Annotated in this window: 22 protein-coding genes; 15 read left to right on the top strand and 7 right to left on the bottom strand. The window is 48.9% G+C overall.

Annotation, left to right across the window (positions count from 1 at the left end; all coding sequences use genetic code 11):
* Positions 1 to 31 precede the first annotated feature (31 nt).
* The 4 genes from DYA43_RS07615 to DYA43_RS07600 all read right to left on the bottom strand — a co-directional run bounded on the left by DYA43_RS07615 (position 32) and on the right by DYA43_RS07600 (position 4,213).
* On the bottom strand, positions 32 to 787 hold the full coding sequence (locus DYA43_RS07615) for an amino acid ABC transporter ATP-binding protein (RefSeq protein WP_020327444.1): 756 nt from the start codon (positions 785 to 787) through the stop codon (positions 32 to 34).
* 22 nt (positions 788 to 809) lie between these two features.
* Positions 810 to 1,907: an amino acid ABC transporter permease gene (locus DYA43_RS07610; protein WP_020327443.1), complete on the bottom strand. Its 1,098-nt coding sequence runs from the start codon at positions 1,905 to 1,907 to the stop codon at positions 810 to 812.
* Position 1,908: 1 nt separating this feature from the next.
* Positions 1,909 to 3,117, bottom strand: coding sequence for an amino acid ABC transporter permease (locus DYA43_RS07605; protein WP_024373908.1), 1,209 nt, complete (start codon positions 3,115 to 3,117; stop codon positions 1,909 to 1,911).
* 67 nt (positions 3,118 to 3,184) lie between these two features.
* The gene (locus DYA43_RS07600; RefSeq protein WP_020432941.1) at positions 3,185 to 4,213 is read right to left on the bottom strand and encodes an amino acid ABC transporter substrate-binding protein; all 1,029 of its coding nucleotides are present in this window, start codon (positions 4,211 to 4,213) and stop codon (positions 3,185 to 3,187) included.
* Positions 4,214 to 4,674: 461 nt separating this feature from the next.
* Here DYA43_RS07600 and DYA43_RS07595 point away from each other — a divergent pair, with 461 nt between their 5' ends.
* Positions 4,675 to 5,613: a precorrin-2 dehydrogenase/sirohydrochlorin ferrochelatase family protein gene (locus DYA43_RS07595; RefSeq protein WP_061056562.1), complete on the top strand. Its 939-nt coding sequence runs from the start codon at positions 4,675 to 4,677 to the stop codon at positions 5,611 to 5,613.
* A gap of 55 nt (positions 5,614 to 5,668) precedes the next feature.
* On the opposite strand, the gene yidA is transcribed toward DYA43_RS07595, so the two are convergent.
* Entirely contained in the window at positions 5,669 to 6,493 is an 825-nt protein-coding gene (gene yidA / locus DYA43_RS07590; protein WP_061056561.1) for a sugar-phosphatase, read from the bottom strand.
* A 257-nt stretch (positions 6,494 to 6,750) separates the two neighbouring features.
* On the opposite strand from yidA, the gene queE reads away from it, so the two are divergent.
* From queE to DYA43_RS07525, 13 genes are all read left to right on the top strand, one after another.
* Positions 6,751 to 7,419, top strand: a complete 669-nt coding sequence (queE, locus tag DYA43_RS07585) for a 7-carboxy-7-deazaguanine synthase QueE (RefSeq protein ID WP_061057223.1) — start codon at positions 6,751 to 6,753, stop codon at positions 7,417 to 7,419.
* Positions 7,420 to 7,431: 12 nt separating this feature from the next.
* Positions 7,432 to 8,121: a 7-cyano-7-deazaguanine synthase QueC gene (gene queC / locus DYA43_RS07580; RefSeq protein WP_020327436.1), complete on the top strand. Its 690-nt coding sequence runs from the start codon at positions 7,432 to 7,434 to the stop codon at positions 8,119 to 8,121.
* A gap of 344 nt (positions 8,122 to 8,465) precedes the next feature.
* Positions 8,466 to 9,557: a NapC/NirT family cytochrome c gene (locus DYA43_RS07575; RefSeq protein ID WP_061056560.1), complete on the top strand. Its 1,092-nt coding sequence runs from the start codon at positions 8,466 to 8,468 to the stop codon at positions 9,555 to 9,557.
* A gap of 19 nt (positions 9,558 to 9,576) precedes the next feature.
* A complete protein-coding gene (locus DYA43_RS07570; RefSeq protein WP_020327433.1) occupies positions 9,577 to 12,024 on the top strand; it encodes a molybdopterin guanine dinucleotide-containing S/N-oxide reductase in 2,448 nt (815 codons plus the stop codon).
* Between the two features lie 130 nt (positions 12,025 to 12,154).
* Complete coding sequence (locus tag DYA43_RS07565) at positions 12,155 to 12,763, top strand: HAD family hydrolase (RefSeq protein WP_061056559.1); 609 nt, start codon at positions 12,155 to 12,157, stop codon at positions 12,761 to 12,763.
* A 143-nt stretch (positions 12,764 to 12,906) separates the two neighbouring features.
* Positions 12,907 to 14,844: a sensor domain-containing diguanylate cyclase gene (locus DYA43_RS07560; RefSeq protein WP_061056558.1), complete on the top strand. Its 1,938-nt coding sequence runs from the start codon at positions 12,907 to 12,909 to the stop codon at positions 14,842 to 14,844.
* A 129-nt stretch (positions 14,845 to 14,973) separates the two neighbouring features.
* The gene (locus tag DYA43_RS07555; protein WP_061056557.1) at positions 14,974 to 16,371 is read left to right on the top strand and encodes an esterase-like activity of phytase family protein; all 1,398 of its coding nucleotides are present in this window, start codon (positions 14,974 to 14,976) and stop codon (positions 16,369 to 16,371) included.
* Between the two features lie 164 nt (positions 16,372 to 16,535).
* Entirely contained in the window at positions 16,536 to 17,477 is a 942-nt protein-coding gene (locus DYA43_RS07550; protein WP_061056556.1) for an alpha/beta hydrolase, read from the top strand.
* Between the two features lie 11 nt (positions 17,478 to 17,488).
* On the top strand, positions 17,489 to 18,250 hold the full coding sequence (locus DYA43_RS07545) for a GNAT family N-acetyltransferase (protein WP_061056555.1): 762 nt from the start codon (positions 17,489 to 17,491) through the stop codon (positions 18,248 to 18,250).
* Positions 18,251 to 18,341: 91 nt separating this feature from the next.
* Positions 18,342 to 18,992, top strand: coding sequence for a glutaredoxin 2 (gene grxB, locus DYA43_RS07540; protein WP_061056554.1), 651 nt, complete (start codon positions 18,342 to 18,344; stop codon positions 18,990 to 18,992).
* A 170-nt stretch (positions 18,993 to 19,162) separates the two neighbouring features.
* Positions 19,163 to 19,387 carry a hypothetical protein gene (locus DYA43_RS07535; protein WP_020327425.1) on the top strand — a complete coding sequence of 75 codons (225 nt, stop codon included), beginning with the start codon at positions 19,163 to 19,165 and terminating at the stop codon, positions 19,385 to 19,387.
* Positions 19,388 to 19,573: 186 nt separating this feature from the next.
* A complete protein-coding gene (locus tag DYA43_RS07530; RefSeq protein WP_061056553.1) occupies positions 19,574 to 20,593 on the top strand; it encodes an ABC transporter substrate-binding protein in 1,020 nt (339 codons plus the stop codon).
* Positions 20,590 to 21,927 carry a diguanylate cyclase domain-containing protein gene (locus DYA43_RS07525; RefSeq protein WP_061056552.1) on the top strand — a complete coding sequence of 446 codons (1,338 nt, stop codon included), beginning with the start codon at positions 20,590 to 20,592 and terminating at the stop codon, positions 21,925 to 21,927. Before DYA43_RS07530 ends, DYA43_RS07525 begins: the two co-directional genes overlap by 4 nt.
* Here the strand turns inward: DYA43_RS07525 and DYA43_RS07520 are convergent, their stop codons facing one another.
* Entirely contained in the window at positions 21,928 to 22,476 is a 549-nt protein-coding gene (locus DYA43_RS07520; RefSeq protein ID WP_020432965.1) for an MSHA operon transcriptional regulator, read from the bottom strand.
* A 413-nt stretch (positions 22,477 to 22,889) separates the two neighbouring features.
* On the opposite strand from DYA43_RS07520, the gene DYA43_RS07515 reads away from it, so the two are divergent.
* Positions 22,890 to 24,032 carry a GGDEF domain-containing protein gene (locus tag DYA43_RS07515; protein ID WP_061056551.1) on the top strand — a complete coding sequence of 381 codons (1,143 nt, stop codon included), beginning with the start codon at positions 22,890 to 22,892 and terminating at the stop codon, positions 24,030 to 24,032.
* Between the two features lie 71 nt (positions 24,033 to 24,103).
* Here the strand turns inward: DYA43_RS07515 and DYA43_RS07510 are convergent, their stop codons facing one another.
* Positions 24,104 to 26,926: an Hsp70 family protein gene (locus DYA43_RS07510; RefSeq protein WP_061056550.1), complete on the bottom strand. Its 2,823-nt coding sequence runs from the start codon at positions 26,924 to 26,926 to the stop codon at positions 24,104 to 24,106.
* Positions 26,927 to 26,935: the final 9 nt, after the last annotated feature.

The raw sequence follows: 26,935 nt of genomic DNA, 5'->3' as shown, positions 1-26,935 counted from the left end.
TTCGCCTCTTTAGATTGTGAGTTTGGGCCTGTTAGTGGTGCAGAATCTGCGCCAGGAAAGCCTGAGTACGGTCGGATTGTGGATTTTCGAAGAAATCTTTCGGGTTGTTTTCCTCGATAATTTCACCTGCATCCATAAAGATCACGCGGTCAGCCACTTCTTTGGCAAAGCCCATTTCGTGCGTTACACACAACATGGTCATGCCTTCTTCTGCCAACTCAACCATAACGTCGAGTACTTCGCGCACCATCTCTGGGTCGAGTGCCGAGGTCGGCTCATCAAACAGCATTACCTGAGGATTCATGCACAGTGAACGCGCAATCGCCACACGTTGCTGCTGACCACCGGACAACTGGCCAGGGTACTTATCTGCCTGATCCGGAATCTTAACGCGCTTGAGATATTTCATCGCAATCGCTTCAGCTTCCTCTTTCGGCATCTTTTTCACCCAAATAGGTGCCAGCGTACAGTTTTCCAAAACCGTCAGGTGAGGGAAGAGGTTAAAGTGTTGGAAACACATACCCACTTCACGCCGAACGGCTTCAATGTTTTTCAGATCTTCAGTCAGTTCATTGCCAGACACGACAATCTGTCCTTTCTGATGCTCTTCCAGGCGGTTGATGCAGCGAATCATGGTGGATTTACCGGAGCCGGAAGGTCCACAGATAACAATACGCTCACCTTTTTTTACGTCCAGGTTGATGTTTTTCAGTACGTGAAACTCACCGTACCACTTATTCATGTCCTTAATCTGAATCATGAGATCGCCAGAATTTTGTTGCGTCATAATACGTTCCTTGAAAGATTGCTTATCGTTTGTGGCCGGTATGGAGTTTACGTTCGAGCCAAATCGAGTATCTCGACATGCCGAAACAGAACACCCAGAACACTAACGCGACAAATACATAACTCTCAGTTGCAAAACCCAACCATTCCGGGTCGGTGTTTGCAGCCTGACCGATGCCCAGTACATCAAACATACCGATGATAAGTACCAAGCTGGTGTCTTTAAACAGACCAATGAAGGTGTTTACGATCGATGGAATGGTGATTTTCAGTGCCTGAGGCAGAATAATCAGTCCCATCTTTTTCCAGTAGCTCAGACCCAGAGCGTCCGCGGCTTCGTACTGACCTTTAGGAATCGCCTGTAAACCACCACGAATAACCTCAGCCATATACGCGGCACTGAACATCACCACACCAATCAGGGCGCGCAGCAGTTTATCCGTCTCTGAACCTTGGGATAGGAACAGTGGCAACATAACTGACGCCATGAACAGAACCGTGATCAGTGGAACACCACGCCACACTTCGATGTACACCGTACACAGACTGCGGATAACAGGCATGTCAGAGCGGCGACCTAGGGCCAGTGCGACACCGATAGGCAGTGATACAACAATACCGACCAACGCAATGATCAACGTTACCAACAAACCACCCCACTTATGGGTGGAAACCACGTCCAGTCCGAACACACCGCCATACAGCAGGCCTGCCATCAGGAATGGGTAGATGTTGACAAAGAACAGCCAAATCCAGGTACGTTTAGGTGTCTTTTCATACGCCAGAAGAGCGATGAAAATCGCCAGCGTTGCAAAGAACAGGCGAGGGCGCCACAGCTCTGCTTGCGGGTAGAAGCCATACATGAACTGTTCCCAGCGCACGCTGATGAAAACCCAACAGGCGCCATCACGAGTACAGGCATCGCGGGTCGTGCCGACCCAGTCTGCTTTGATAATGGCCCAGTCCAGAACATGCCAGATTGCTGAGAAGGCAATATACGCCAACACAATAGTGACAACGGAATTCAGCGGACTGTTAAACAGGTTTTTACGCAGCCAGCCGACAACGCCAGTGGTGTTGGATGGTGGCGGCAGACTAGGTTGAAACTGATGTGTCTTCATCTTATCTCTCCACCAAAGCAACTTTACGGTTATACAAGTTCATCAACGCTGACGTAATCAGACTTAGTGTCAGGTAGACACCCATGGTCATTGCAATGATTTCAATTGCCTGACCGGTCTGGTTCAGCGTTGTGCCCGCAAATACCGACACCAAATCCGGGTAACCAATTGCCATCGCAAGCGATGAGTTTTTGGTCAGGTTCAGATATTGGCTGGTGAGTGGCGGGATGATAATACGCAGAGCCTGAGGAATAATGACCAGTTTCAGAGTCTTAGAGCGTGGCAGACCCAGCGACATTGCCGCTTCTGTCTGACCATGGCTTACGGCATTAATACCAGAACGGACGATCTCGGCAATGAACGCGGCGGTGTAAACACTCAGCGCGACAAGCAAAGCTGCCAATTCCGGAATGATGCTGATACCACCACGGAAGTTAAACCCTTTCAGTTCCGGATATTGCGCAGAAATTGGCATACCCATAATGAAATACACCAGCAGAGGCAGACCGACACACAGTGTCAGGATGATGCGCCCCATCGGTGTTTGCTGACCAGTTAAACGTTGCTTGTTGTTCGCCCAGATATTGATCACGGCGGAGGCGATAATGCCTGCTACCAGAGTGATCAACACCACGCTGGAGCCTTTCTCAAACACAGGTGCAGGGAAGAACAAGCCACGAACGTTCAGAAACACCGCTTCTCCCAGGCTCATACTCTCACGTGGAGATGGCAGAGCTTGCAGTACCGCGAAGTACCAGAAGAAGATCTGTAATAGAAGAGGGATGTTACGGAACGTTTCGATATACACCGCGGCCAAACGACTCACCAGCCAGTTGGACGACAGGCGTGCAATACCGAGCACAAAACCGATCAGAGTTGCGAAAATAATACCCAAAACTGACACCAGTGCGGTGTTCAGCAGACCCACCACGAAGGTACGTCCATAGGAGTACGTCTCGTTGTAGTCGATCAAAGTCAGGCCAATCCCGAAGCCAGCAGGTTGATCAAGGAATTTAAAACCAGTCGCGATACCACGCGATTCCAGGTTCGTCAGGGCATTATTAATGATGGTGTAAAAGAAGAAAACCAGAGCGGCAATAGCGATCAGCTGAAAAACAACTGAACGAAAAGTGGGATTGTAAAATAAATTTGTGCTTTTAGCGGGAGCCGAGCTCGCTGCTTTTTGCACAGCAGTATTCGTAGGTTTCATACAGCGATAACCTCTTATCCATTTTTGACAAAGGGCGGCCGAAACCGCCCATTTTTATCAATCTTTATTAACGGATAGGTGGAGCGTACATAAAGCCGCCCGCATTCCACAGCGCGTTCACGCCACGAGAAATTTGTAGAGGCGAACCTTTACCTACTGTGCGCTCGAAGCTTTCACCGTAGTTACCCACTTGTTTCACGATTTGGTAACCCCAGTCGTCACGGATGCCCAGACCTGAACCTTTAGGACCGTCGACGCCCAGAATGCGTTTAACTTCTGGGTTGTCAGACTTCAGCATTTCGTCTGCGTTCTTAGAAGTGATGCCGTATTCTTCCGCGTTAACCATCGCGAACAGAGTCCATTTCGCTACGTTGAACCACTTGTCGTCGTCCTGACGAACAACTGGACCCAGAGGCTCTTTAGAAATGATTTCAGGTAGTACAACAGCTGAATCTGGTTTTTCCAGGTTCAGGCGCAGAGCGTACAGACCAGATTGGTCAGTAGTCAGTACGTCACAACGACCGGCATCGAAACCTTTTGAAGTTTGCGCTGCTGTATCGAATACGACTGGCTTGTAGCTCATACCGTTATTACGGAAGTAGTCTGCAAGGTTTAGCTCGGTAGTTGTACCTGATTGAACACAGACAGATGCGCCATCCAGCTCTTTAGCACTTGAAATGCCAAGATCTTTCTTAACCATGAAGCCCTGACCGTCGTAGTAGTTCACACCAACAAAGTTCAGACCCAGCGCTGAATCGCGGTGTAGAGTCCAAGTGGTGTTACGAGACAGAACGTCGATTTCGCCAGACTGCAGGGCAGTGAAGCGTTCTTTTGCGGTCAGAGGTACGTATTTGACCTTAGTTTTGTCACCAAGAACTGCAGCTGCAAGCGCTTGACAATATTCCACATCGATCCCTTCCCATTCGCCTTTTGCGTTAGGGTTCGAGAAGCCCGGAAGACCAGTACTCACGCCACAAGTCAGAAAACCTTGAGACAATACTTTGTCTAGGGTGCTGTCCGCAGCTGAGGCTGAGTTAGCCATCAGGGCAGTAGATGCCGCTACAACGGAAGCAAGAACTGTTAGTTTATTTGCCATTTGTATCCTTCCTGTATGATCCATCGTTGACCAGGTGACACCTGATACAAGGTTCAGAAAATGTTGTGTTTTATTATTAGTTTCGGCTGTATTTGGGCTCAATCGCACATTTACAAATCAACCGTTTATAAGCGTAGGTAAGGAATAAAGGATTCTCAAATATATAATTTAAAAAGATTTTCGTTTGAGAACACAAACCTAAGCTGTAGTTAGAATGGCGAAATGTTACGCGGTTGTAAATAGTGCAACTGGGCACACGATTAGTGCAACAGAATGGTAGAAGGACAATTAACTGTTAACTTAATATTAACACTTATAGTTTGTGTGAGATTTCAATATAAAATGCTGATCCCCGGCTAAAATTCGGTGATTAATTATTTCATCCACCTTAGCTAGTGATTTCCTTGCACCTTTTTTGGTAGCATGAAACGCATAGTTATTTAGATTGTGACCAAAATAAAATGCGATATTTTCCTCTGTTCCTGGATTTAACTAACAAACCGGTGCTCGTCGTAGGCGGAGGGGAGGTTGCGTGCCGCAAAATAGATGCGCTCCTTCGCGCCGGAGCCAAAGTGACTATTGTTTCTCCACAAATTGCCTCAACTCTGCAATCCTTAGTGGATGACGGTAAGTGTCAGTGGATTCAAAATTTTTACACGTCTCAGATTCTCACCAAAGAATATCTGCAGGTTTGGGCGACAACCGATAACCCGGACTTAAATCATCAGGTGCATAAAGATGCAAAAAACATGGGTATTTTAGTCAATGTGGTTGATGATCAACCTTACTGCGATTTTATTACCCCTTCGATGATCGAACGTGGCCGTGTACAGCTTGCTATCTCTAGCGGTGGCGCGTCGCCGGTGCTGATTCGCAACGTACGGGAAACTCTCGAAGCCGTTTTGCCTCAGAACCTTGGACTACTGGCGGATTTTGGTGCGTCGAAACGAAACTCCATCAAAGAATTTTTGCCAACAGTTGATCTCCGTCGCAAATTCTGGGAGATGTTTTTTGCGGATACCGAAGTAAAAAATGCCAAAGATCGCGAAAGCCTGGAAAAAATGTACATCAAGGCACTCGATAAACCGCTGGATGATGATGGTGAAGTGACCTGGGTAGAATTTGGCAAAGATGTGGAGTTATTGCCTCTCAAAGCACTGCGCTACATGCAACAGGCTGAGTTGGTGCTGTTTGCCAAGTCATGCACGTTTGATTTTATCGATTTGTGTCGTCGCGATGCTGAACGTGAGCGCTTTACCAGTGCGGCAGAACTGAGCGAACGCCTCAAGAAAGCTAAAGCGGAGCAATTGAGAGTGTGTGTTCTGATCCCACACGGCATGCAGGAATACACTTTGTTGCAAGCACATCAGCGAGTGCTGGGTCAGGGCTTTGAAAAATAGAATCGGGCAAAACAAAAAGGCGGCTGTTGGCCGCCTTTTTGTGTCCTGGGAGCACTTACGCGTCGCAACGCTCTTTGTTGAGGGCAAACTTTTCAATCGCCGCAGCCACACCATCTTCGTCATTGCTTAGCGTGATGTAATCGGCGATGCGCTTCGTTTCTTCCATCGCGTTAGCCATGGCAATGCCCATCCCTGCGTATTGCAGCATGTGATGATCGTTTTCGGCATCACCCATACAGATGACCTGGCTGGCCGGAATATTCAGGTGGTCGGCAATCGCTTTGACACCCACGCCTTTGTTGCTTTGAGTATTAAGGAACTCAAGGAAGAATGGCGCGCTTTGTACGATCGTATATTGCTGATGCAGATCCGCTGGCAGACTGGCGATAGTGCGGGTGAGCAGCTCAGGTTCGGCCACAATCATGGCTTTGATGATTGGGTGATCATCTTCCAGTTGTTCAAAATCCATCTCGGTAATAGAAAGGCCATTAATTTGCGCTTCAACTTCGGTGTACTTGCTGGTTTTCGGAGTAATCAAACCATGAATTTGGCTAAATGCATGGGTATTAACGCCCATTTCGTTGGCCAGACGGGCCACCATTTTCGCGCTGCGGCCATCAAGAATCTGCTGGTAGATGATCTCGCCAGTACCGACGTTGGCAACCATCGAGCCGTTGTAGTAGAGCACGTAATCGTCTTTCGATTGAATGTTCAGTTCTTCGAGCTTGTTGCGCATGCCGTCAATCGGACGACCGGACGCCAGAACCACTTTAATCCCTTGTTCGCGAGCCTCAGCAATCGCCAGTTTGGTGCGTGGTGAAATTTGCTTTTGGCTGTTTAACAGGGTGCCATCCATATCGAGAGCGATCAGTTTGTACATGTCTTACCTAAAAAGTCTGCGCGAAACGAAAGGTCAGATTATACCTAAAATATGACAGGATGCGCGTTTTTGATGAAAATGGTGTCGAATATTTATGCGTAGCTTTGATCTGAGTGTGCGAATTCTGCTTATGCAATAGGTGGAGTTAAGTTGCGGCTTTTTGTGTGTTGAACGGCGGTTTTAAATTGACCTTCACCAACGCATCCTTTAAGGTCAGCGACCTGCAATTTTTGGATAACAAGTTAGGCAATTTTACCTTGTATAAAGTAAACGAAATGTTTGAGACGATTCAGGGCGAGGGCGTGTTTACTGGCGTGCCTGCGGTGTTTGTTCGTCTGCAAGAATGTCCTGTTGGCTGTGCCTGGTGTGATACGAAACAGACCTGGGATGCCGAGCCCGCTGATGAGCGCTCATTTGATGAAATTCTGGTGAAAACGGAAGACAATCCGAACTGGTGCTCCGCATCAGCGCAACAGATCATCGAGCGATATCGTGCTCAGGGCTACAGTGCTAAACATATCGTGATTACAGGTGGCGAACCTTGTATCTATGATTTAGTGCCTCTGACGCAGGCATTTGAAGCGATTGGCTGCCGCTGTCAAATAGAGACCAGCGGTACCTTTGACGTTCAGGCAACCGAAAATACTTGGGTGACAGTGTCACCAAAAGTGGCGATGAAAGGCAAATTGCCAGTAATCGATTCTGCGCTGCGCAGAGCAAATGAAATTAAGCACCCGGTTGCGACTGACAAAGACATCGACAATCTGGATCAGCTACTTGCTCGTGCCAAGGTGCCGGAAACGACTGTGATCGCGCTACAGCCGATCAGCCAGAAACCACGTGCAACCCAGCTATGCATTGAGACTTGTATTGCGCGAAACTGGCGCTTGTCGATTCAGACTCACAAATATCTCAGCATTGCTTAAAGGAGTAGCGGAATGAAAAAAGCAGTTGTCGTGTTCAGCGGCGGTCAGGATTCAACGACCTGTTTGGTTCAGGCTTTGAAAGAGTTTGATGAAGTGCATGCCATTACGTTCGACTATGGTCAGCGTCACAAGCTGGAGATTGAAGTAGCACAGACGCTGGCGAAAAAACTGGGTGTAAAAGCGCACAAAGTGATGGATGTCGGTCTGTTGAATGAGTTGGCAATCAGCTCACTGACTCGAGACGACATTCCGGTGTCGCACGAACTCCAAGAAAATGGCCTGCCAAACTCATTTGTTCCGGGGCGCAATATTCTGTTTCTGACTCTGGCGGGCATTTATGCTTACCAAATTGGCGCGCAGACCGTCATTACCGGCGTGTGTGAGACAGATTTTTCCGGCTATCCGGATTGTCGCAACGACTTCGTTAAAGCGATGAACAGCGCATTGGTTCAAGGAATGGATCGCGAGCTGGAAATTCGTACGCCGCTGATGTGGCTGAACAAAGCGGAAACCTGGGCAATGGCGGATCAAAATGACGCGCTGGAGTTAGTTCGTAATGAAACACTGACTTGTTACAACGGTATCATCGGCGATGGTTGTGGAGACTGCCCATCGTGTCACCTGCGTAAAGCGGGCTTGAACGATTATCTGGAAAACCGTGAAGCTGTCATGGCCGCTCTGGTTGCCAAACAAGCCCAATAATACTGCATACCTTCACAAAGAAGCTGCGTCATTGAAGCTCATTAGAGTGTTCAATTTCGCGGCTTTTTTTGTTTTTCATTCTGCCTACCTGCCGTTTTCCCCTGCATTACACTAAGCTCAAAATCACAATATCCATACAAATTGTGAGAATTTGTGGTGAATCGCAATATCAGAATTTGATTCCGGTACAAAAAGTGATCTGTCTCACGCCCAATTTGGGATTCCGTTGACTATTGTCAAATAGTCTTAGCCCTTTAGGGGTAGGATTGCATACGTAATTAACTTCAGTTCACCCAGTTGAGCTGCGACATTTCGTTATCAAACCCACAGATTTGTGAGGACAAATGAGTATTAAAAAAAGCGCGATCGTGCTGCTTCTCGTCATTGGTGTAGTCATAGGTTGGCTGACACTCGGCGGAACGCATGCCATTTTGGAAAAGACCTCGAGCACCGAGTTCTGCGTCTCTTGCCACACCATGGAAACCCCTTACAAGGAGTATCAGGGTTCCGTGCACTTTACGAATGCAAAAGGCATTCGTGCTGAATGTGCGGACTGTCATATCCCCACCGATACCATCGATTACCTGATCACTAAGATTCGTGCGTCTAAAGACATCTACCACGAGTTCATTACCAAAAAGATCAGCACGGATGAGAAGTACGAAGCGCATCGTGCCGAAATGGCCGAAACGGTCTGGGCGCAGTTGAAGGCGAATGATTCGGTGACTTGTCGCTCTTGTCACTCAGAAGACGCGATGGAAACCTACGACCAGACTCCTGAAGCGCAAAAGATGCACCAGTACGGTATTGAGAACAACCAAACTTGTATCGACTGTCACAAAGGCGTCGCGCATATCCTGCCTGAAGTGAAAATGGATAGTCAGGCGCTGGCTCATCTGGTGGATGAAGCCAAACTGACCCCGGCAACGGCAAAAGAAGTGTTCACCATGCAAGCGACTCCAATCGGTGAGTTGGGCACCATTAATCCGGCAACCAAACTGGCAGTGATGAGCGATAAAGATGGCAAGCGCACGGTTTCTCTGACGGCTTACCAGATGCAAGGCGCGGAGCAAGTGCTTTACATGGGGCAAGGCAAGCGTGCGGTGGTGGCCATCCTGACTGAAGCGGGCCAGAACGCGCTGACTACGGGCGAATACACTGAAGACGATTACGGTAATAAATGGCGCAGTGTTGAGCTACAGGGTGACATCGAAACGCCTGTGCTGGCGAAAATCGATTCGTTGTGGTCTTACGCCGAGCAGTTGGACAACGTTTACTGTTCAACCTGTCACGCCAAGATTCCAAGCGAGCACTTTACGGTCAACGCATGGCCTGCGGTGGCAAAAAGCATGGGTGATCGTACATCCATCAGCAAAGAAGATTTAGAGATTCTGACTAAGTTCTTCCAATACAACGCAAAAGATGCCGCTCAATAACCAGTATAAGGATTCAGTGATGACCACTCTCACACGTCGAAGTTTTCTGAAAGGTGCAGGTATGACAGCGGGCGCGTTTGCCATTTCATCTGTTGCACCTATGCCTGTATTTGCCAACGAACGCAGTGGCTCAGCAGTGTTGACTGCTGGCCGCTGGGGCGCGATGTTGGTTGAAGTGAAAGATGGCAAAATCGTGTCATCGACCAATGCGCTGCCACAAACCGTGGAAAACAGCCTGCAAAGTTCTGCGCCGGATCAGGCGCATACTCAAGCACGCGTTAAATATCCGATGGTACGCAAAGGCTATCTGGCCAACCCATCTAAACCTCAGGGCACACGCGGAGACGATGAGTTCGTCCGTGTTAGTTGGGACCAAGCGTACAAGCTCATTCATGAACAGCATATGCGTATTCGTAAGCAGTACGGTGCCGAGTCCGTCTTTGCTGGCTCATATGGTTGGCGATCCAGTGGTATCCTGCACAAAGCGCAGACATTGCTGCAACGTTACATGAGCATGGCGGGCGGTTATTCCGGCCACCTTGGCGACTACTCAACCGGTGCAGCGCAAGTGATCATGCCACACGTGGTAGGGTCAATCGAAGTGTATGAACAGCAAACGACATACCCGATGATTATGGAGAATTCGGACGTCGTCGTACTGTGGGGTTTAAACCCACTGAACACGCTGAAAATTGCCTGGTCGAGTACCGATGGCGCGGGTCTGGAGTTCTTCCATCAACTGCAAAAGTCCAACAAAACCATCATTGCTGTCGACCCAATGCGCTCCGAAACCATCGAGTTTTTTGGTGACAAAGCACAGTGGATTGCACCGCATCCGGGAACGGACGTGGCGATGCTGCTGGGGGTCGCGCACTCGCTGGTAACAAAGAAACAGCACGATGTGGAATTTCTGAATAAGTACACATCAGGTTACGACAAATTTGAAGACTACCTGTTAGGTAAGTCGGACGGTGTCGAGAAAACTCCGCAATGGGCGGAAGGCATCTGTGGCGTACCCGCTAAACAGTTGGAACTGCTGGGGGATATTTTCAGTCAGAACCGCACGATGATCATGTCGGGCTGGGGAATTCAGCGTCAGCAGTATGGCGAACAGAAACACTGGATGCTGGTTACACTGGCCGCTATGTTGGGCCAGATTGGTTTACCGGGTGGCGGTTTTGGTTTCTCTTACCACTATTCCAACGGTGGTAACCCAACGCGCAATGCTGGCGTTTTACCGGCAATTTCTGCGGAGATTGCGGGAGCTTCTTCTGCGGGTAACGACTGGGCGGTCTCGGGCGCTGTTAATGCGTTCCCAGTGGCTCGTATTGTCGAAGCACTGGAAAATCCTGGTGGTAAATACCAACACAACGGTCATGAACGAGTCTTCCCTGATGTCAAAATGATCTGGTGGGCGGGCGGTGCAAACTTTACTCACCATCAGGACACCAACCGTCTGATCAAAGCGTGGCAAAAACCAGAACTGATTGTGATCTCTGAACCATACTGGACCGCCGCGGCAAAACACGCGGATGTGGTTCTGCCAATCACGACCTCGTTTGAACGCAACGACATGACCATGACCGGGGACTACAGTAACCAGCACTTGGTGCCGATGAAGCAGGTGATCGAACCACAGTTTGAAGCGCGCAACGACCTGGATGTGTTTGCGGATATGGCTGAGCTACTCAAACCAGGCGGTCGTGACGTCTATATGGATGGCAAAACCGAAATGGAATGGCTGGCGGGTTTCTACAAAGACGCTCAGAAAATTGGCCGAGCTAACCGCATTGCGATGCCAAACTTCAGCTACTTCTGGAAACAGAATCAACTGATTGAGATGAAGTGGAATGAAGAGAACGCGAAATTCGTGCGCTATAAAGATTTCCGTGAAGATCCGATTCTGAATCCATTGGGTACGCCAAGTGGCAAGATCGAAATTTACTCTAAAACCATTGAGAGTTTTGGTTATAAAGATTGTCCTCCGCATCCGACCTGGCTGCCGCCAACGGAGTGGGTGGGCAATGCCAAAGATGGTGAGTTGCAACTGATGACGTCGCACGCGGCCCATCGTCTGCACAGCCAGTTGAACTACGCCAAACTGCGTGAGCTGTATGCGATTGCCAACCGAGAGCCTATCTGGATTCATCCGGAAGATGCAAAAGCGCGTGGTATTGCCGATGGAGACTTGGTGCGAGCGTTTAACGATCGCGGCCAGGTTCTGGTGGGAGCCCTTATTACGGATGGCATCAAACAAGGTTCGGTGTGTATTCATGAAGGAGCGTGGCCAGATTTCGACAAACCACATGGCATCTGTAAAAACGGCGGCTGTAACGTATTGACCGCGGACATTCCGTCATCACGCTTGGCTAACGGTTGCGCGGGTAACTCGTCACTGGTCAAGATTGAAAAATGGCAGGGTGAAGCGCTTCCACTGACGGCGTTTACGCCACCAAAAGGCGCTTAGGCGTAAATATTGACGACTAAACCGCTCTTCGGAGCGGTTTTTTTATCGTTGAATTAGTATCAATGCGAGTCAGCTTTCAACACCTTGTCGTAAACCTGAGCTAGACTCGAACCATAATCAGGAGGCGTTTATGGCGATAAAAAATGTGGTGTTTGATATTGGTAATGTGATCGTTAAGTGGGCACCTGCGGAAATTTCCGCGCTCACTTTTGGGGAAACCGAGCAGGCAAAACAGCGCGCGAAGCTGCTGTTCCAAAGTGAGATTTGGCGTGATCTCAATAAAGGACACTACACAGAACAACAGGCACAGTTGCAGTTTCATACTACGCTGGGTATTGAACCCGCAGAACTGGAGACACTGTTTCACTACATCAAAGCCACTCAGCAACTGATCGACGGTACGCAAACGTTGATGGATGACTTGCTGAACGCGGGTTACACCCTTTATGCATTGACGGACAACGTCAATGAAATCGTCGCCCATCTGAAAGCAACCTATGATTTCTGGCCAAAGTTTTCTGGTGCCGTCGTGTCAAGTGAGTGTGGGTTACTCAAACCGGATCCGCGCATTTATCAACATCTGGCTCACAGCCAAAACATCTTGCCACATGAATCGGTATTTATGGATGACATGCCAGCCAATGTTCAGGGTGCGATCAATCAGGGGTTTCATTCGTTCCAGTTTGTGACGGCTCAGGAAGCACGTAATACCTTGGTTTCATTGGGTTTGAACTTCTGAGCTGGAATTTGTGATCGCTGGCAAAACTGAGCAACGGAGCGCTAATATTTTGTGATAAACATACACATATTGTGTGGTAATTGCCGGTTGCTCAACTACTATGAATAAAAATAACAATAAATTAGTGCGTTAGGGATCTTGTAGTGAAAGGAACGATCACTTTGTTGTTTGCATCGACGGGAGAGCTGTTATCTCATTCGGCGCAAACATTTCAGCACGTTACCCACTTAAATCAGCTGCTCCTGACCTCAACTGATGGAGAGGGGGAGCTGTCTTTCGCCGACATTCAGCACCATTTCCCATCCTCCGATGCTTTGCACATTACTACTGTGGTTAGCGGCACGCTCTACTCCGGGCAAATCTCCAGTATTCAGGATAAAACGGGTCAGCTTCAGTATCTTGTGCAGATTGAAGATGCGTCGCATCCGTCGATTCTGCATATCCAGCGTATGAAACAGATTCTCGATTGCGCTCAAATTGCGACTTGGGAATGGAATGTTCAAACCGGTGAAACCAAATTCAATGAGCGCTGGGCAGGTATTGTTGGTTACAACTTACAGGAGTTGGCGCCAACCGACATTAATACCTGGTTAAATTTGGCTCATCCCGACGATCTGGCGCTGTCTGAAGTGGCTCTTAACGCCCATTTTAATGGTGAGAAGCCGTACTACGAGTGCGAAGCTCGTATGCGACATAAAGATGGCCACTGGGTCTGGGTGCGCGATTACGGTCGCATTGTGTCCTGGGATCAAAGCGGCAATCCTGAATGGATGCTGGGCACGCACATCGACATTTCCGCTTATAAACATATTCAGGCACAGAACGAGTTACTCAGTAAAGATCTCAATATGATCATGGATTTATGCCCGACGGTGATCTACAAGATTTCGACTGACAAAGACCAACGTGTTCAGTTTATTACCCGCGGCGTTGAAGCGTTGCTGATGTACAAAGATGGGGACGTGATCAACCAGGTCAATTGGTGGCGTCGGCATATTCATCCTCAGGATTTGAGTGAATACGATGAGCGGGTGGCCAAATGGCGCGCGCAGGGTGAAAACGCCATTCTGGATTGCGAATACCGTTTTCGCCGCGCAGACGGTCAATATATCTGGCTGGCAGACCGGGCCAGAACGGTCACCTCTGAAGACGGGCGAAGTCAGTACTATGTCGGCTCGATTATCGACATCAGCGAACTGGTCTCGCTCAATAATCATCTTCAGTCATTAGCCAAAGTTTCACCGGCTGTTCTTTATCAGTTCGAGTATCTCGACGATGGTTCGTGCCGTTTCCCTTACGCCAGTCAGAAACTGAAGGATATTTTCGGCGTGTCACCGGAAGATGCGGCTCGGGATGCAGCGCCCGTGTTTGATGCCATTTATCCTGAAGACGTCAGCAAAGTGCGTCAGAGCATTGAACAAGCGGCTCAGACACTCGAAGAGTGGAAGTGTGAGTTTCGGGTCAAAGCTGGGGGGAAATTACGCTGGTTGTATGGTCACTCTATTCCGTCGCTGTCTAATGAAGGAAAGATGATTTGGTCAGGGCAATTGATCGATATCTCTGAGAAGAAAGAGCTGGAGCTGCGGTTGCAAAAAGAATCGACAACCGACCCACTGACGGGAGCCTACAACCGCCGCTATTTCTTACAGGAGTTGCATGAAGAACTGCTGCGCAGCAGCAGAGACAAGCAGGAGCTTTCAATTCTTGCTATCGATTTCGACTTCTTTAAGCAGATCAATGATCGCTTCGGCCATGATGCCGGTGACTACGTGCTGCAACAAATCAGCCAGAGCTTGCAGTCTCACTTGCGGGAATACGACACGCTCGCCCGCATGGGCGGAGAGGAGTTTACGGTGCTGTTGCCTCACACTGACTACCAGACGGCGTTTGCGATCGCGGATAAATTGCGTCGCCTGGTGGAAGTCCACAAAATGCACTATCAGCAACAAGATATCATGTTGACTGTCACAATTGGCGTTGCCTCCACTCAGAAGGGAAGGTGTAATCCGTTTGCACTGCTTAAACAGGCTGACCGCGCTCTCTATCAAGGCAAAGAAAACGGCAGAAACTGCGTTTGCTGAGCGTATTCACTCCATTCTTTTCCGCTTTTGTTTGTCATATCAAATTACCCAAAACGTCATAATCACGGCGTAGATTAGTTTCCCATCTCGGCATTGTTCTATTAAACAACCACTTGTATGGGGAATTTTATGAGTAAGGGAAAATACCTGCCCGCTGCATTACTGTTAAGCGTGTTGGTCGGTTCAGCGCAGGCTGCGCAAACAAGTTCGATAGGTAGCATTGATAAGCAGCAAGGGGCCAGCCTGCCTTATCAAGTGCTGCGTTCGGATCTGAAGGGCACCTCAGGTCACGCTATCGAGATTCGTAATGGCGGATACGGGTCGGATATGTGTGCACATCCGAGCAATCCGAATCAGTTTTATGCCATCACTGACCGTGGTCCGAATGCCGACTATCCTCATGGCAGTCTCGGTAAAGGCAAAATGTTCCCTGTGCCTGATTACACTCCGCGTATCGGCTTGTTTGAAGTGACCTCAAAGGGCACAGTGAAACAGTTGAAAACGATTCTGCTTAAACGTCCGGATGGCACTCCCATTACTGGTCTGCCTAACACCTCGGCGCTAGGCGGTACTGGTGAAACACCTTACGATGCCAGCGGCGATCCGATTGTGGTCAACAGCCAGCAGCCGTTTGAACAATCCAAGAACCCACTTAAACTCGACGATTATGGTCTGGACCCTGAAGGGTTGGTGGCGCTGCGCAATGGTACGTTTTGGGTCAGTGATGAATATGGCCCACACCTAGTGCATTTTGATCAGAATGGTGTCGAAATTGGCCGTATCAATGCCTTTACGCAAGACAGTCGTGATACCTGGCACTTGCCACAAGAATTTGCTCATCGCCGCGCGAACCGCGGTATGGAAGGCTTAGCGATTACGCCAGACGAAACCACGCTGGTGGGGATAATGCAGTCAACCATGATGAACCCGAACAAATCGACTAAAGATGGCGACGTGGTTCGCATCGTGACGGTGGATCTGAACGATGGCAACGTGCATCAGTATCTCTATCGTCAGGAGAAAAAGCAGAACTCAAACTCCGGGATCTCCGCTTTGTCTGCAAATGAGTTTGTGGTGATTGAACGTGACGGCGCATTTTTACGCGACAAACCGAAAGCGATGAAACACCTTTACCGTATTGATTTGCGTGGGGCGACGGACCTGGAAACGCTGCCATCGGCTGGCGATGTGCAGCAGGACGAAAAGCTAGGCCTGATGCTTGGCGGAAAGACCATTGAGCAAGTGGTGGTGGAACAGGGCTGGGATGCGCTTGACGCTTACGGTATTAAGCCCGTGCAGAAAACTCTGCTGGTGGATGTGGCCAAGCAGCTTCACTATCCTCATGACAAACTGGAAGGCTTGTGGGTGGTGAGTCCAACGCAAATCGCCGTGATCAATGACGATGATTTTGCAACCTGGTCCAGCGATGGCAAACTTGAGCAAAAATATCTCGATGCGGATCGCCGCCGTGTGGATGGTAATACCCTGTATGTGATCGATAATCTGGATCTGCGAGCGAAGCCATAAGGCCACGCCACTATTTTTGCGTAATCGACGGGCTATTCTGAATGGGGGCCCGTTTTTTACATCCAGCCTGAATTTCTCTGCAAAAAGTGTGATCTGTATATTTATACAGTTGTTCTCTATCTCATACAATGACCACCAAATTGAGACACAGAACAAGAGTTATCATGCCAACCTCACAACACAGCTCACCGTTTGAACCCACACTTGAAGCCGGCATAGCGGCTTTGGTGGATGAATTTGTTGCTCAGAAAGCGGAAGACTTGCCACTACCTTCGATTGCTCAGCGTCGCGAAGGCTATGAAGCAAGTGTGGCCCTTGCCGGAGAATCTCCTCAATCGGTCACGTTTGAGGAGCGGGCAATCGGTCATATTCGCTTGCGTATTTATCGTCGTGATCAGCGTTCAAACCAACCGATGGCGGTGTATTTTCATGGTGGATGTTTTGTGAGCGGAAGCTTTACAACGCATCATCAACAATTGGCCACGTTAGCCCAACTGAGCAATGCCATGGTGGTGGCGGTCAGTTATCGATTGGCACCGGAATTCCTCTATCCGACAGCTCACAATGATGCGTTCGATGCCACTCAGTGGATTTATGAAAACGCTCACGTATTGGGTGGTGACGCGTCGAACATTACCCTTATCGGTGACAGCGCAGGTGGCCATTTGGCTCTGGCGACCTGCTTGAGACTCAAACAGCAAGCAGAATGGCTTCCGAAACAGCAGATACTGATTTATCCAATGCTGGACCCGTTTGGCTGCTCTGAGAGCTATCAAATCTTTGGTGACGACTATGTAATCACGCGGCAAATGCTGCTCTCTGGTTTTGAACTCTACTCATCAGGAAAATTGCATCTACCCGAACTCAATCTGTTGCAAAGAGGTGATTTAGCAGGCCTACCTGTGACTCATATCCTGACTGCTGAGTGCGATCCTTTGCGCGACGAGGGGGAAAAGCTCTATGCTTTGCTGACCAAGCAGGGCGTTGAAGCGCATTGCCAGCGCTATCTGGGCGTCATCCACGGATTTTTCCAGCTAGCGGGTGTCAGCCAGGCAGCGAGACAATCTTTGCGCCACGTCGCGCTGCTTATCAAATCAACGGAATAAAGGGACTTTTCGTGAAAACACAGGAAGTGATGGCGCTATACAACCAATATGAGCGCAAAGAGTATGAAATCCCGGGGTGGGAGAAGTTTGCCACGACTCAGGTAGTGAAAGTGGTGTCGCCGGATATGGATGGCAGTTTTATTGCGTACTTTGAGCTGAGTGAAGAGCAGGCAAACATAGCTATTGATAAAGAAGTGGCATTTTTCACCCGGCTTGGCAAAAGCTTCGAGTGGAAAACTTACGATAGCGATCAGCCTGAGAATATCGGAGTGATGCTACTGCAGAAAGGGTTTGTTGCTGAAGAACCAGAGTCTTTCATGGCGCTCGATCTGGCAGGTTGTGAATTGCCGGAGCCCCAAATGTTGTGCGAGGAAGTAACCGATGAAGAGGGCATTCGTGATGCGATGCGGGTCAAACAGGAACTGCGCGGAGAAGCGTGCCAGGCTCAGTTGCTGCACCTGATTGAAACCAAACGACAAGATCCGGCTTCCATCAGAATTTATGTTGTGTATCAGGATGGTAAACCGGTCTCTTCTGCGTGGATCACGTTTAATGCTGACAGCCCGTTTGCCGGAATTTGGGGTGGAAGCACGTTGCCGGAGTATCGGGGGCGCGGCTGTTATCAGGCACTGCTCAAACAACGGATTCGGGACGCCAAGCTGGCTGGGAAACAATACTTGATTATTGATGCTTCAGCGATGAGCCGACCGATTGTCGAAAAATATGGATTTGAGCTGATCGCAACAACAACGCCTTATCTATTTCAAGTCTAATTATTGATTCTAATTATAAATCATAAGGTTAATTTGAGTTTTACCATTGACTTGCTAGACTGGAAACCATTCAACTGGCTAAGGATAGGTTATGAAACTGTTTGTTTTTCAACATTGCCCGTACTGCATTAAGGCGATGATGGTTGCCGCATATAAAAAGATCGATGTGGAATGGGTCTACCTGCAAAATCACGATGTCGACGCACGTATTGCAAAGGTGGGAGCCAATATGGTCCCGATTTTACAAAAGCCGGATGGCAGTTACATGGCTGAGAGTCTTGATATCGCTGCATACTTCGATGCGTTGGACGGACAACCAGGCTTAACCGTTGCCGAGTTTGGCGATGAGATCTCGGACTGGCAGCGTCAAATCGCCCCTTTTAACGGACCGTTAGTGCATCCCCGTTGGATGATGATCGACTTACCTGAGTTTCAATTGCCAGAGGCGAAAGCGTGGTACACCAAGAATAAATCGGCCATGATTGGAATGAGTTTTGAACAAGCTTACGCCAATACGACTGATTTTCTCGAACCGATGAATGTTTTGCTGAGCAAGCTAAATTGGTTGCGATTGCCTTCAGAGCGAAGCAACCAGCTCAGCTACGATGACGTGAATCTGTACCCGACGCTACGCAACCTGACGGTGGTGAAAGGTATTCAGTTTCCTGAACGAGTAAGGCAGTATCTGGATGAAATCACTGCGTTAACGACTATTCCACTGTATGACGAAGTCGCGGTATAGTGATCTAAGTAATTGTAGCAGCAGATATTTTATTTCGCCGCTTCTTTTTCCTCTGTCGTTGATCCTTCTCAAGATCCTTTAAAATACTGTTTGAGTATACAGTGTTTTTCTTGACTTCCTTTATCAGACAACTATGCTGTATGCATGAACAGTGGTAAAGGAGGTCTTCTATGTTGTGGGATACACTAGAACGCGTTAACCGCCTGCGCCAAGAGGCGATGTCTAACCCTGAGTTCGTTCAATCAGCAAGAGAGCATGAAGAGACGTTAAAGCATGTCGAACAAGAGTTCGAACCCAAACGCTATCGTAAATCTCATTCATCCAAACCCAAATCGCTGGCCGATATCTATAAACAGGCCGATTTCGGACACAATCCGTCAGATACTCAACACTAAAATTATGGAGCCCCATTCGGTATATGGGGCTTTTTTCGTTTTTAATTCAACAAGATGAATAATTTTCACCGCTTTAAGATCAATGATTTTAAGCACTTAGATGAATAGTTGTTTATTGTTGCATCCAGAGCAAAAATAACCAACTAAACTGCTATTTAGACAGATAACAACAACGGCAGGGTGTGGATGGGAAGCCAACAGAGAGGCTTTACTCGATTGGCAGTGGTGGGCGCAGTATTGATGCTCGCTGTTTTGGCGTCTGCGCTTTTTATCTGGCGCGGAAACGAAGCCCAGCCTGTCATCGGAGCCAAACCGATTCGCATTGCCGTATCACAAACTCCGCTTTCGTCTCCGTTCTTTATTGCATCAAAACTTAAATTCTTCCAGCAACAGGGACTCGATGTGACACTGGTGCCTTGCAGCGGTGGTGTCGCGTGCGCTGATTCATTATTTAATGGTTCAGTGGACTTCGCTACCGCGTCTGAATCTGTTGTGATGTTCAAGAGCTTTGAACGGCATGATTTCGTTCTGTTGGCCAGTTTTGTCAGTTCAGACAACGATCTGAAATTACTGACTTTGGATAATCGCAATATCAAAAGCATTGAAGACTTGGGTGGCAAGCGGGTCGGTGTGGTCAAAGCGAGTTCAAGCGAGTTCTATCTCGATTCCGTTTTGCTGGCGCATAACCTGAAAAATCTGAATCTGGAGAAAGTGTACCTTAGTCCTGATCAGCTTAATCAAGCCCTGTATGGCTTTAGTGTCGATGCTATCTCTGTTTGGGAACCTTGGGGATACCGCACAGAGATGACCTCTGCGTCAAAAGTCAAAAATCTCGGCATTCATGGCATCTACAATTTGTCGTTTAACCTGATGGCAATGAAAGAGCGTATTGATTCGAATGAAGGGGAGTCTATAAGAGTTCTGGAAGCGCTCAAGCAAGCCATTGCGTGGATGAATGCGAATCCGGAACAAGCCCGCCATTGGGTCGCCACTTCTCTGAATATTCGTGAACACCAGTTGGAATGGTCGTGGCAGGATTATGTGTTCAGGCTGTCTCTGGGTAATGCGTTGCTGTCCAATATTCAGCTTCAGGCACGTTGGGCGCTCGAAAATAAACTAGTAAAAGGTGAATTGCCTGACTATCGGCGCTACTTTGCCTCAGAGCCTCTGGAGCAGGTATTGCAAACGGAGGTCTCATTCAAGTGATTCACTCTGTTTCTCGTAAGCTCACATTACTGTTTGTCGCCACTTCAATGTTGGTGATTTTGATTGCCTATTCGTTGTGGAACTTGTCTCAGGAGCAGAAAAGTACCCAACGTGAATTAACGCAGATCATGCAGATTCAGCGTAGTGTAGACATGTTGCGCAGCCAGCTTTGGATTTTCCTCCAGTATGATGACGCAAATAGTCTAGAGCAGGTTTATATCGCGCAGCAAAACTTGTCGGCCAAACTGTCCAGTAAACCAGAATTTAAACCCATTATTCAGAACCTTGCCAGAATGAACGGTAGCCTGGCCGCGTTGCTGCGGCAAGAACGTATGCTGGGGTTGAACGATCACCGCAAGGTGTCCAGCGACTTTGTCGGAGCCAACGAGTTGCTGCACTCACGCTACAACATGTTGGTGCAAAATATGACGGAAGAGCTGCTGTACCTGCAGAAAATGGTGTTGGAAAAAAGTGCTGAGAGTCAGCGTTTGTCCCTGATGACCAGCGCTCTGCATCTGCTGTTTTTCTCGATTATTGTGGCGGCTATTGCGTTTATGATCCTGAAACGGGTGCGCTCAGGGTTCGCAACCATGAAACAAGGAATTGCCGAGTTGGCGCAAGGCGACCTCAATAGCCGCTTGTCCCTCCATCAGCAAGATTCTGAGTTCGTCGCATTGGCTCAATTTTTCAATCAGATGAAAGAGTCATTGCAAAGTTCCATCGTGACGAGAGAACAGCTGCAACAGGAAGTCTCACGACAAACAGCGAAGCTTGAGCAGCAAAAAGAACAATTGCGCTTCTTGTCAGAGAAAGATCCATTAACGGGAATGTTGAATCGACGTGCTTTTAAAGAACATCTGCATGATGCGATTGTTCACGCCAACCGTACAGAGGTGAAACTGGCGGTACTGTTTATCGACTTGGATAAATTCAAAGAGATCAACGATACCAAAGGCCACGATGCCGGGGATGAAGTGTTAATGAACTTTGCTGCTCGGTTGGAGCAGAATATTCGTGAATCCGATTTTTGTGGTCGCCTTGGCGGTGATGAATTCGTCGTCTGTCTTAATCTGATTAAGGATTTTGAAGGTATCGGCGCAAAAGCCGATCGGCTCATCGAGCGATTGAGTCAGCCAATATCCATTAGTGGAGAACCGATAGCGGTTGGCGTGAGTATCGGTATCAGCCTCTATCCTGACCAGAGCCAGGATATGGCGACGTTATTGAGCTTGGCTGACGAAGCGATGTACAAGGCCAAGCTCGAGGGGGGCAATCGTTTTTTTTGTCCACTTCTTCCGGCGAGCTGCAATAACGACAGCTCGCTGCTGGGCTAGTTAAAAGTCCGCTTTGCTGACGAAATAAGGGTTGTTGAACTTTTTCTCAGGCCCCAGCTCTGTCACAACTAAGCGATTCCACAGCACCTTATCAAATTCGCCCTTAGGAATAGACGGGTAGAGCGTTTCTTCTTCTTCGCGAGCCAGACGCAGAAACTCTTTCTTTTTGATCTGATTGTATTTCTTTACAACACGATTGTACTTGCGCATCCATTCTACTTTGAATGCGTGTAGGGCAGGTTCTGCTTTTTCCTGCGCTAAGCGCGAAAGATAGACACGTTTATACGCCACTTTACGATCCAGCATGGTCAATATAGTGGTCTGAATATAACTTCCATGATGGGTAATCGAAATCTCATCTTCCGAGAAGGGCGTTAAACACCATCCACGAGGCAAAAAGTCGGGCGTCTGATACTGTTTATTACGCACTAATAGCGCGTTGTGCAGAACGAGATCCGACGTTCCTCGAAATGTCGCCTGCCATTTGGCAATACGAATCTGAATGGAACCCGGCAAACGATAGATGTGCATGAATTTGTCTTGATTCATTGACTGCAATAACCCAACACGTGAATCTAAAATCTAGTTAAAAAATTAAAACGTTTTTAGCCCAAGTATTTTGAGCTAAGACAAAGCCGTTGTTTATTTTTCCCAGCACAGACGTTGCAGTCGTTATTTATATACTTTCGCTCTGTTGATGTTGCTGTCATCATTGTTATTAATAATTGAGCGAGGGCGCGTATTCTACACTTCCTTTATGGTTCAATGCGAGTCAGAATTGGATGATTTTTAATCCTAATGATTAACGTGTTGATAAGTAAAAGTTACGCACTTTGAGCAAGCCCTGAGTAGGGTGGAACTTAGTTGTCAACTCGCAGATGGATGCGGTATAACAACCAATAAAATGTAACAAAACAGATAAACGGGAGTGCACATCCCGTCATGAGTGGAATTTAAAGACCTTGCTGGATATTGATGTTCTAAAGTTTGCAACCATACTCAACAACATTATTTGTAGTTTGGTTGCCTGTATTTTCCTCTGGCTATTGAGAGGTAAACTGACTCACCACAAGGTTTCTGCAGCTGGTTGGTTTGCCGCTTATTTCTTGTTGTTTTCATTGGCATTTGTGACTACCACCATGCGAGGCTGGGTACCGATCGAAATTGTGGTATTGAGCAATAATTTCCTTTATCAAACCGTCACTTATATGCTGCTGTTTGGCGTCATCAGTTGGTTTCGACGTCCCATCACCAATAAATTAATGGCTTTCGCCGCTACGCATACTATTGCTTACACCTGCATTCAGCTTTGGTTATTACGTCAGTACCCAGAGCACTTTGATTGGCGGATTAATCTGGCGGCAGTCAGCTATTCTGCGGTGCATCTGACCAGTGCCTGGTATGCATTCCGCCATATGAAAAAGTCCAGCAGTGGTGAAAAGCTGCTGACCACCAGTTTATTACTGTCCAGCGTTTGTGTTTTCTTACCGATGTTTTTGTTCCACCAGTTCCAATCAGCGGTTTATTTCCTCAGTGGGGTGGTCGTGGGGCAAAACTTGCTGACGGTTGTGAGCCTGGGTGCGATGTTGTCGTTGTTCTTTTACGATGAAATTGAATGGCATTACCACCGTTCGATACATGACGAACTAACCGGCATTTTCAACCGCCGCCATTTTATGGAGCAGGCCGCGAACCGGCTCAACAATGCTAAAGAAGCCTACACGGTTGCGATCATCGACGTTGACCATTTTAAGCAGGTGAATGACACCTTTGGTCATGACGTAGGGGATCGCGCATTGACGGCGATAGCACAGTTGATGTTTCGTCATTTCAGACGTGATCTCGTTGCCCGTTATGGTGGTGAAGAGTTTGTCGTTCTGCTGGCCGGAAGTGTTGAAGAGACGCGCTTTAAGTTGGAGCGCTTTAATCACGAAGTGGCGAATCACGCTATGGAGATCAGTGGGCAACATGTCGACCTGACGGTCAGTATCGGTATGGCGTCAGTACAATCTGACCAACATCTTCAGCAGGCGCTCAAGCAGGCAGACGTTGCCTTGTATGATGCGAAAGGCAAAGGGCGGAATCGCCTGGTTTCGTTGGTGTGAATGACTCAGCTCGTGGCATATCGTGTCGACAGCAGAAAGAATAAGAGCCAGCATCGCTGGCTCTTTCGCGTTTAGTGCGGCAGAAGAGTCAGGCCGCTTGGCAGTGCGTCCCCAAACACGCGCTTAGATTCACTCTCGGTCAGCTCGGACACTTCGGCCACCAGAGTAATCCAAGATTCCGGCACTTTGCTCTGCTTGAGTTTGTCGAGAACTTGATCGCGCCAATCGTCGGAGATATCCAACGCGCGGTCACCGGTTTTACGGCAGATCATCACTGCGGCAAAAGCGATCATCGGTTCCTTCGCCCAGTTCTCCGCCAGCAGTTTCGGCAGCCACTGTTGAGCTTGTTCACGAGCAATCACATTATGCGCGCTACCGTAGAGTGGTGTGCGAGCCGCAAGACGACCCACGGCCCACCAGTGGGCCTGCTCAAACTGGTTGTGGTTAATGGCTTTACTGATGAACCAGCTGGTCAACAGTATTTTATCTTCCACTTCCAGATGTTCCAGCGAAGCGGCCAAACGCACCATGGCTTCGTAACCTTTGTCTTGGGCCTCTTTCGCGGATTTCGGGTTGCGTGACGCGCCCGGATGCAGATACTTGGCGATGTCCGCCAGAATCGCTTCTTGCTGTTCTTGGTTCAATCCTCCCGCCACACGGCGCCAGAATACCCACCAGTCAGTCCAGCTTTGATGATTCTGAAACTGGATCCCTTGTTGATAGAGGCTCCAGATCTGTTCAATGCGCCAAGAGTCTGTGGCATCACCGAAGCCCGGGCGTAGCGTATAGCCTGCTAAGCGCAACCAGTTTTTCTCGTGTTGTTCAGAGCGGCGGCGGCGTTTACGTCCCTGCGCGAAGCAATCAAACAGGCTACGCAGCGTGAAGAAATCCCACTCATCACGTTTGCCTAACAGTTTGTCGAGATCTTTACTCAGGGTTTTGACAGCGCCAGACTCGGCACTGGCTTTGTTGCCGCTGTAGGTTTTTATGATCAGCTCTTTCGCCTGTTCTAAGCGTGGATCGGCTTTGCTTTCAGTTGAATCAGCGCTACCTTGCGAGGGTGCATCGTGGCGGACTTCAAACTCCATCAACCAGCGTTTGTTTTCCTCTTCCACCGACACGCATTCTATTTTCAGTGTACCGACTTCCGTTAACTGGCAAGCGAGCAGAACTTCAACGCGCTGCTTTTGGTTGGCGTGCAACTGCACCGTGTCATCGCCTTGCAGTGTGGTGATGTATGGCGGCAACGGCTGAAACTTATCGGCATCAATGGCAACCAACACACCATTTTGTACCGCGATATTGTCAGCGAGCGAATCGTGCGTCGAAGTGAGCAGATTGAAGCGAACCGGCTCACCCAATGTGAGGGAGAAACGGCGACTGGTGAGGCGAATTTCCTGGCCTTCTTCTGTTCCTTTCGCCAGCAGACACAGTGCTTTGCCTATGCGATTTTTCTCCTGCAGATGCAGGAAATAGGAGCGGGCAGCGCCACCGCCAATTTTGAGCTGAGCCCCACGGCGTGCTTTGCCAAAGGCAACCGCGCCCAACGCCACCGACCAGTCCGGATGTGGGTTATCCAGTTGAGTGACCGCGTCACCGCGCCAGTGCCCTAACAAAGACAACATACGATCTGTGATGAGATCACTGTTGAATACACCGCCGTTCAACAAAATGCCGACAGGAATCGCAGGCTGGGTTGAATCTTCCGAGTGCAGTGCGGCGTGCGAGACTTGCTGGTGCTGAGTCAAAAACTCGGCCACGTGTTTACTCACGGCAGGGTCGGCCACATAAGGCAGGCCAAATTCAACTACGGCGCTTCGGCGTTTATCGGGCAATTGGCCGAAATCGGAAATCGGGAAAAAGCCATCCAAGGCGATTTGGTGGACTTCTTCTTTGCTGAGGCTAATACTTTTGGTGCCGCCCAGTAGCTTAGAGCCACTGCCTAGCATGGTGATCTTCACCGTCTCCGGGGCCTCGCCGGATAGCAGGCTTTCTTTTGCCTGACGAGTTTGCTGGATCAATTTGGTCAGGCCGGAAGCGGTCAGTTTTTTGCCCTGATTAAAGCGCGATTCCGCCAAGTGAGCCAATGCGAGGTCAAGGTTATCACCACCGAGCATCAAATGTTCGCCAACTCCGATGCGGTTCAGCGCCAGTTGATCGTTTTCGAACTTAGCCTCAATCAAGCTCAGGTCAGTGGTCCCGCCGCCGACATCACACACCAGAATCAACGGCAAGCTGGCCAGTTGTTCAGAAGCGCTCTCTTTGTGGCGGGCGTACCAGTCATAGCAGACTGCCTGTGGTTCTTCGAGTAACACAATCCGGTTCAAACCTGCAAGACGTGCCGCTTCCAGTGTGAGTTTTCGAGCCGTTTCGTCAAACGATGCCGGTACCGTCACGACCACGTCCTGATCTTCCAATCGGTTGCCAGGATGGCGGTGGTTCCATGCCTGACGGATGTGATTGAGATAACTGGCGCTGGCGATGACTGGCGAGACTTTCTCTACGTCGGCCGCACCTGCCCAAGGCAGAATCGGTTGTTCGCGATCGACGCCTTGGTGCGAGAGCCAGCTTTTGGCACTCGATACCTGACGGCCTTCCACTTTCGCGCCCAAATCACGCGCCCACTGTCCGACGATCACCTGTGGCAGGTCGCCTTCGACTGGTTGGTGTTCCCACGGTAAGGTCAGGTCGCTGTCGGCGATCTGTCCCGCCGCAGGATGGTAACGGAAAGAGGGCAGCAGCGGCTTACGAACCACTTCACCAGGACCAATCAGTTGGTCAATAGGAAACAGCTCAACCGGAGCGTTTTCGAGATCATCGTTAAGTTCACAGAATGCGACGACGGTGTTGGTCGTCCCTAAATCGATCCCGACCAGAAAGCGCGGTGTTGTCATAATAAACCT

Origin of the sequence: Vibrio fluvialis, assembly GCF_900460245.1 — a bacterium.
GTDB lineage: Bacteria > Pseudomonadota > Gammaproteobacteria > Enterobacterales > Vibrionaceae > Vibrio > Vibrio fluvialis.
This window is presented reverse-complemented; position numbering and strand designations above follow the sequence as displayed.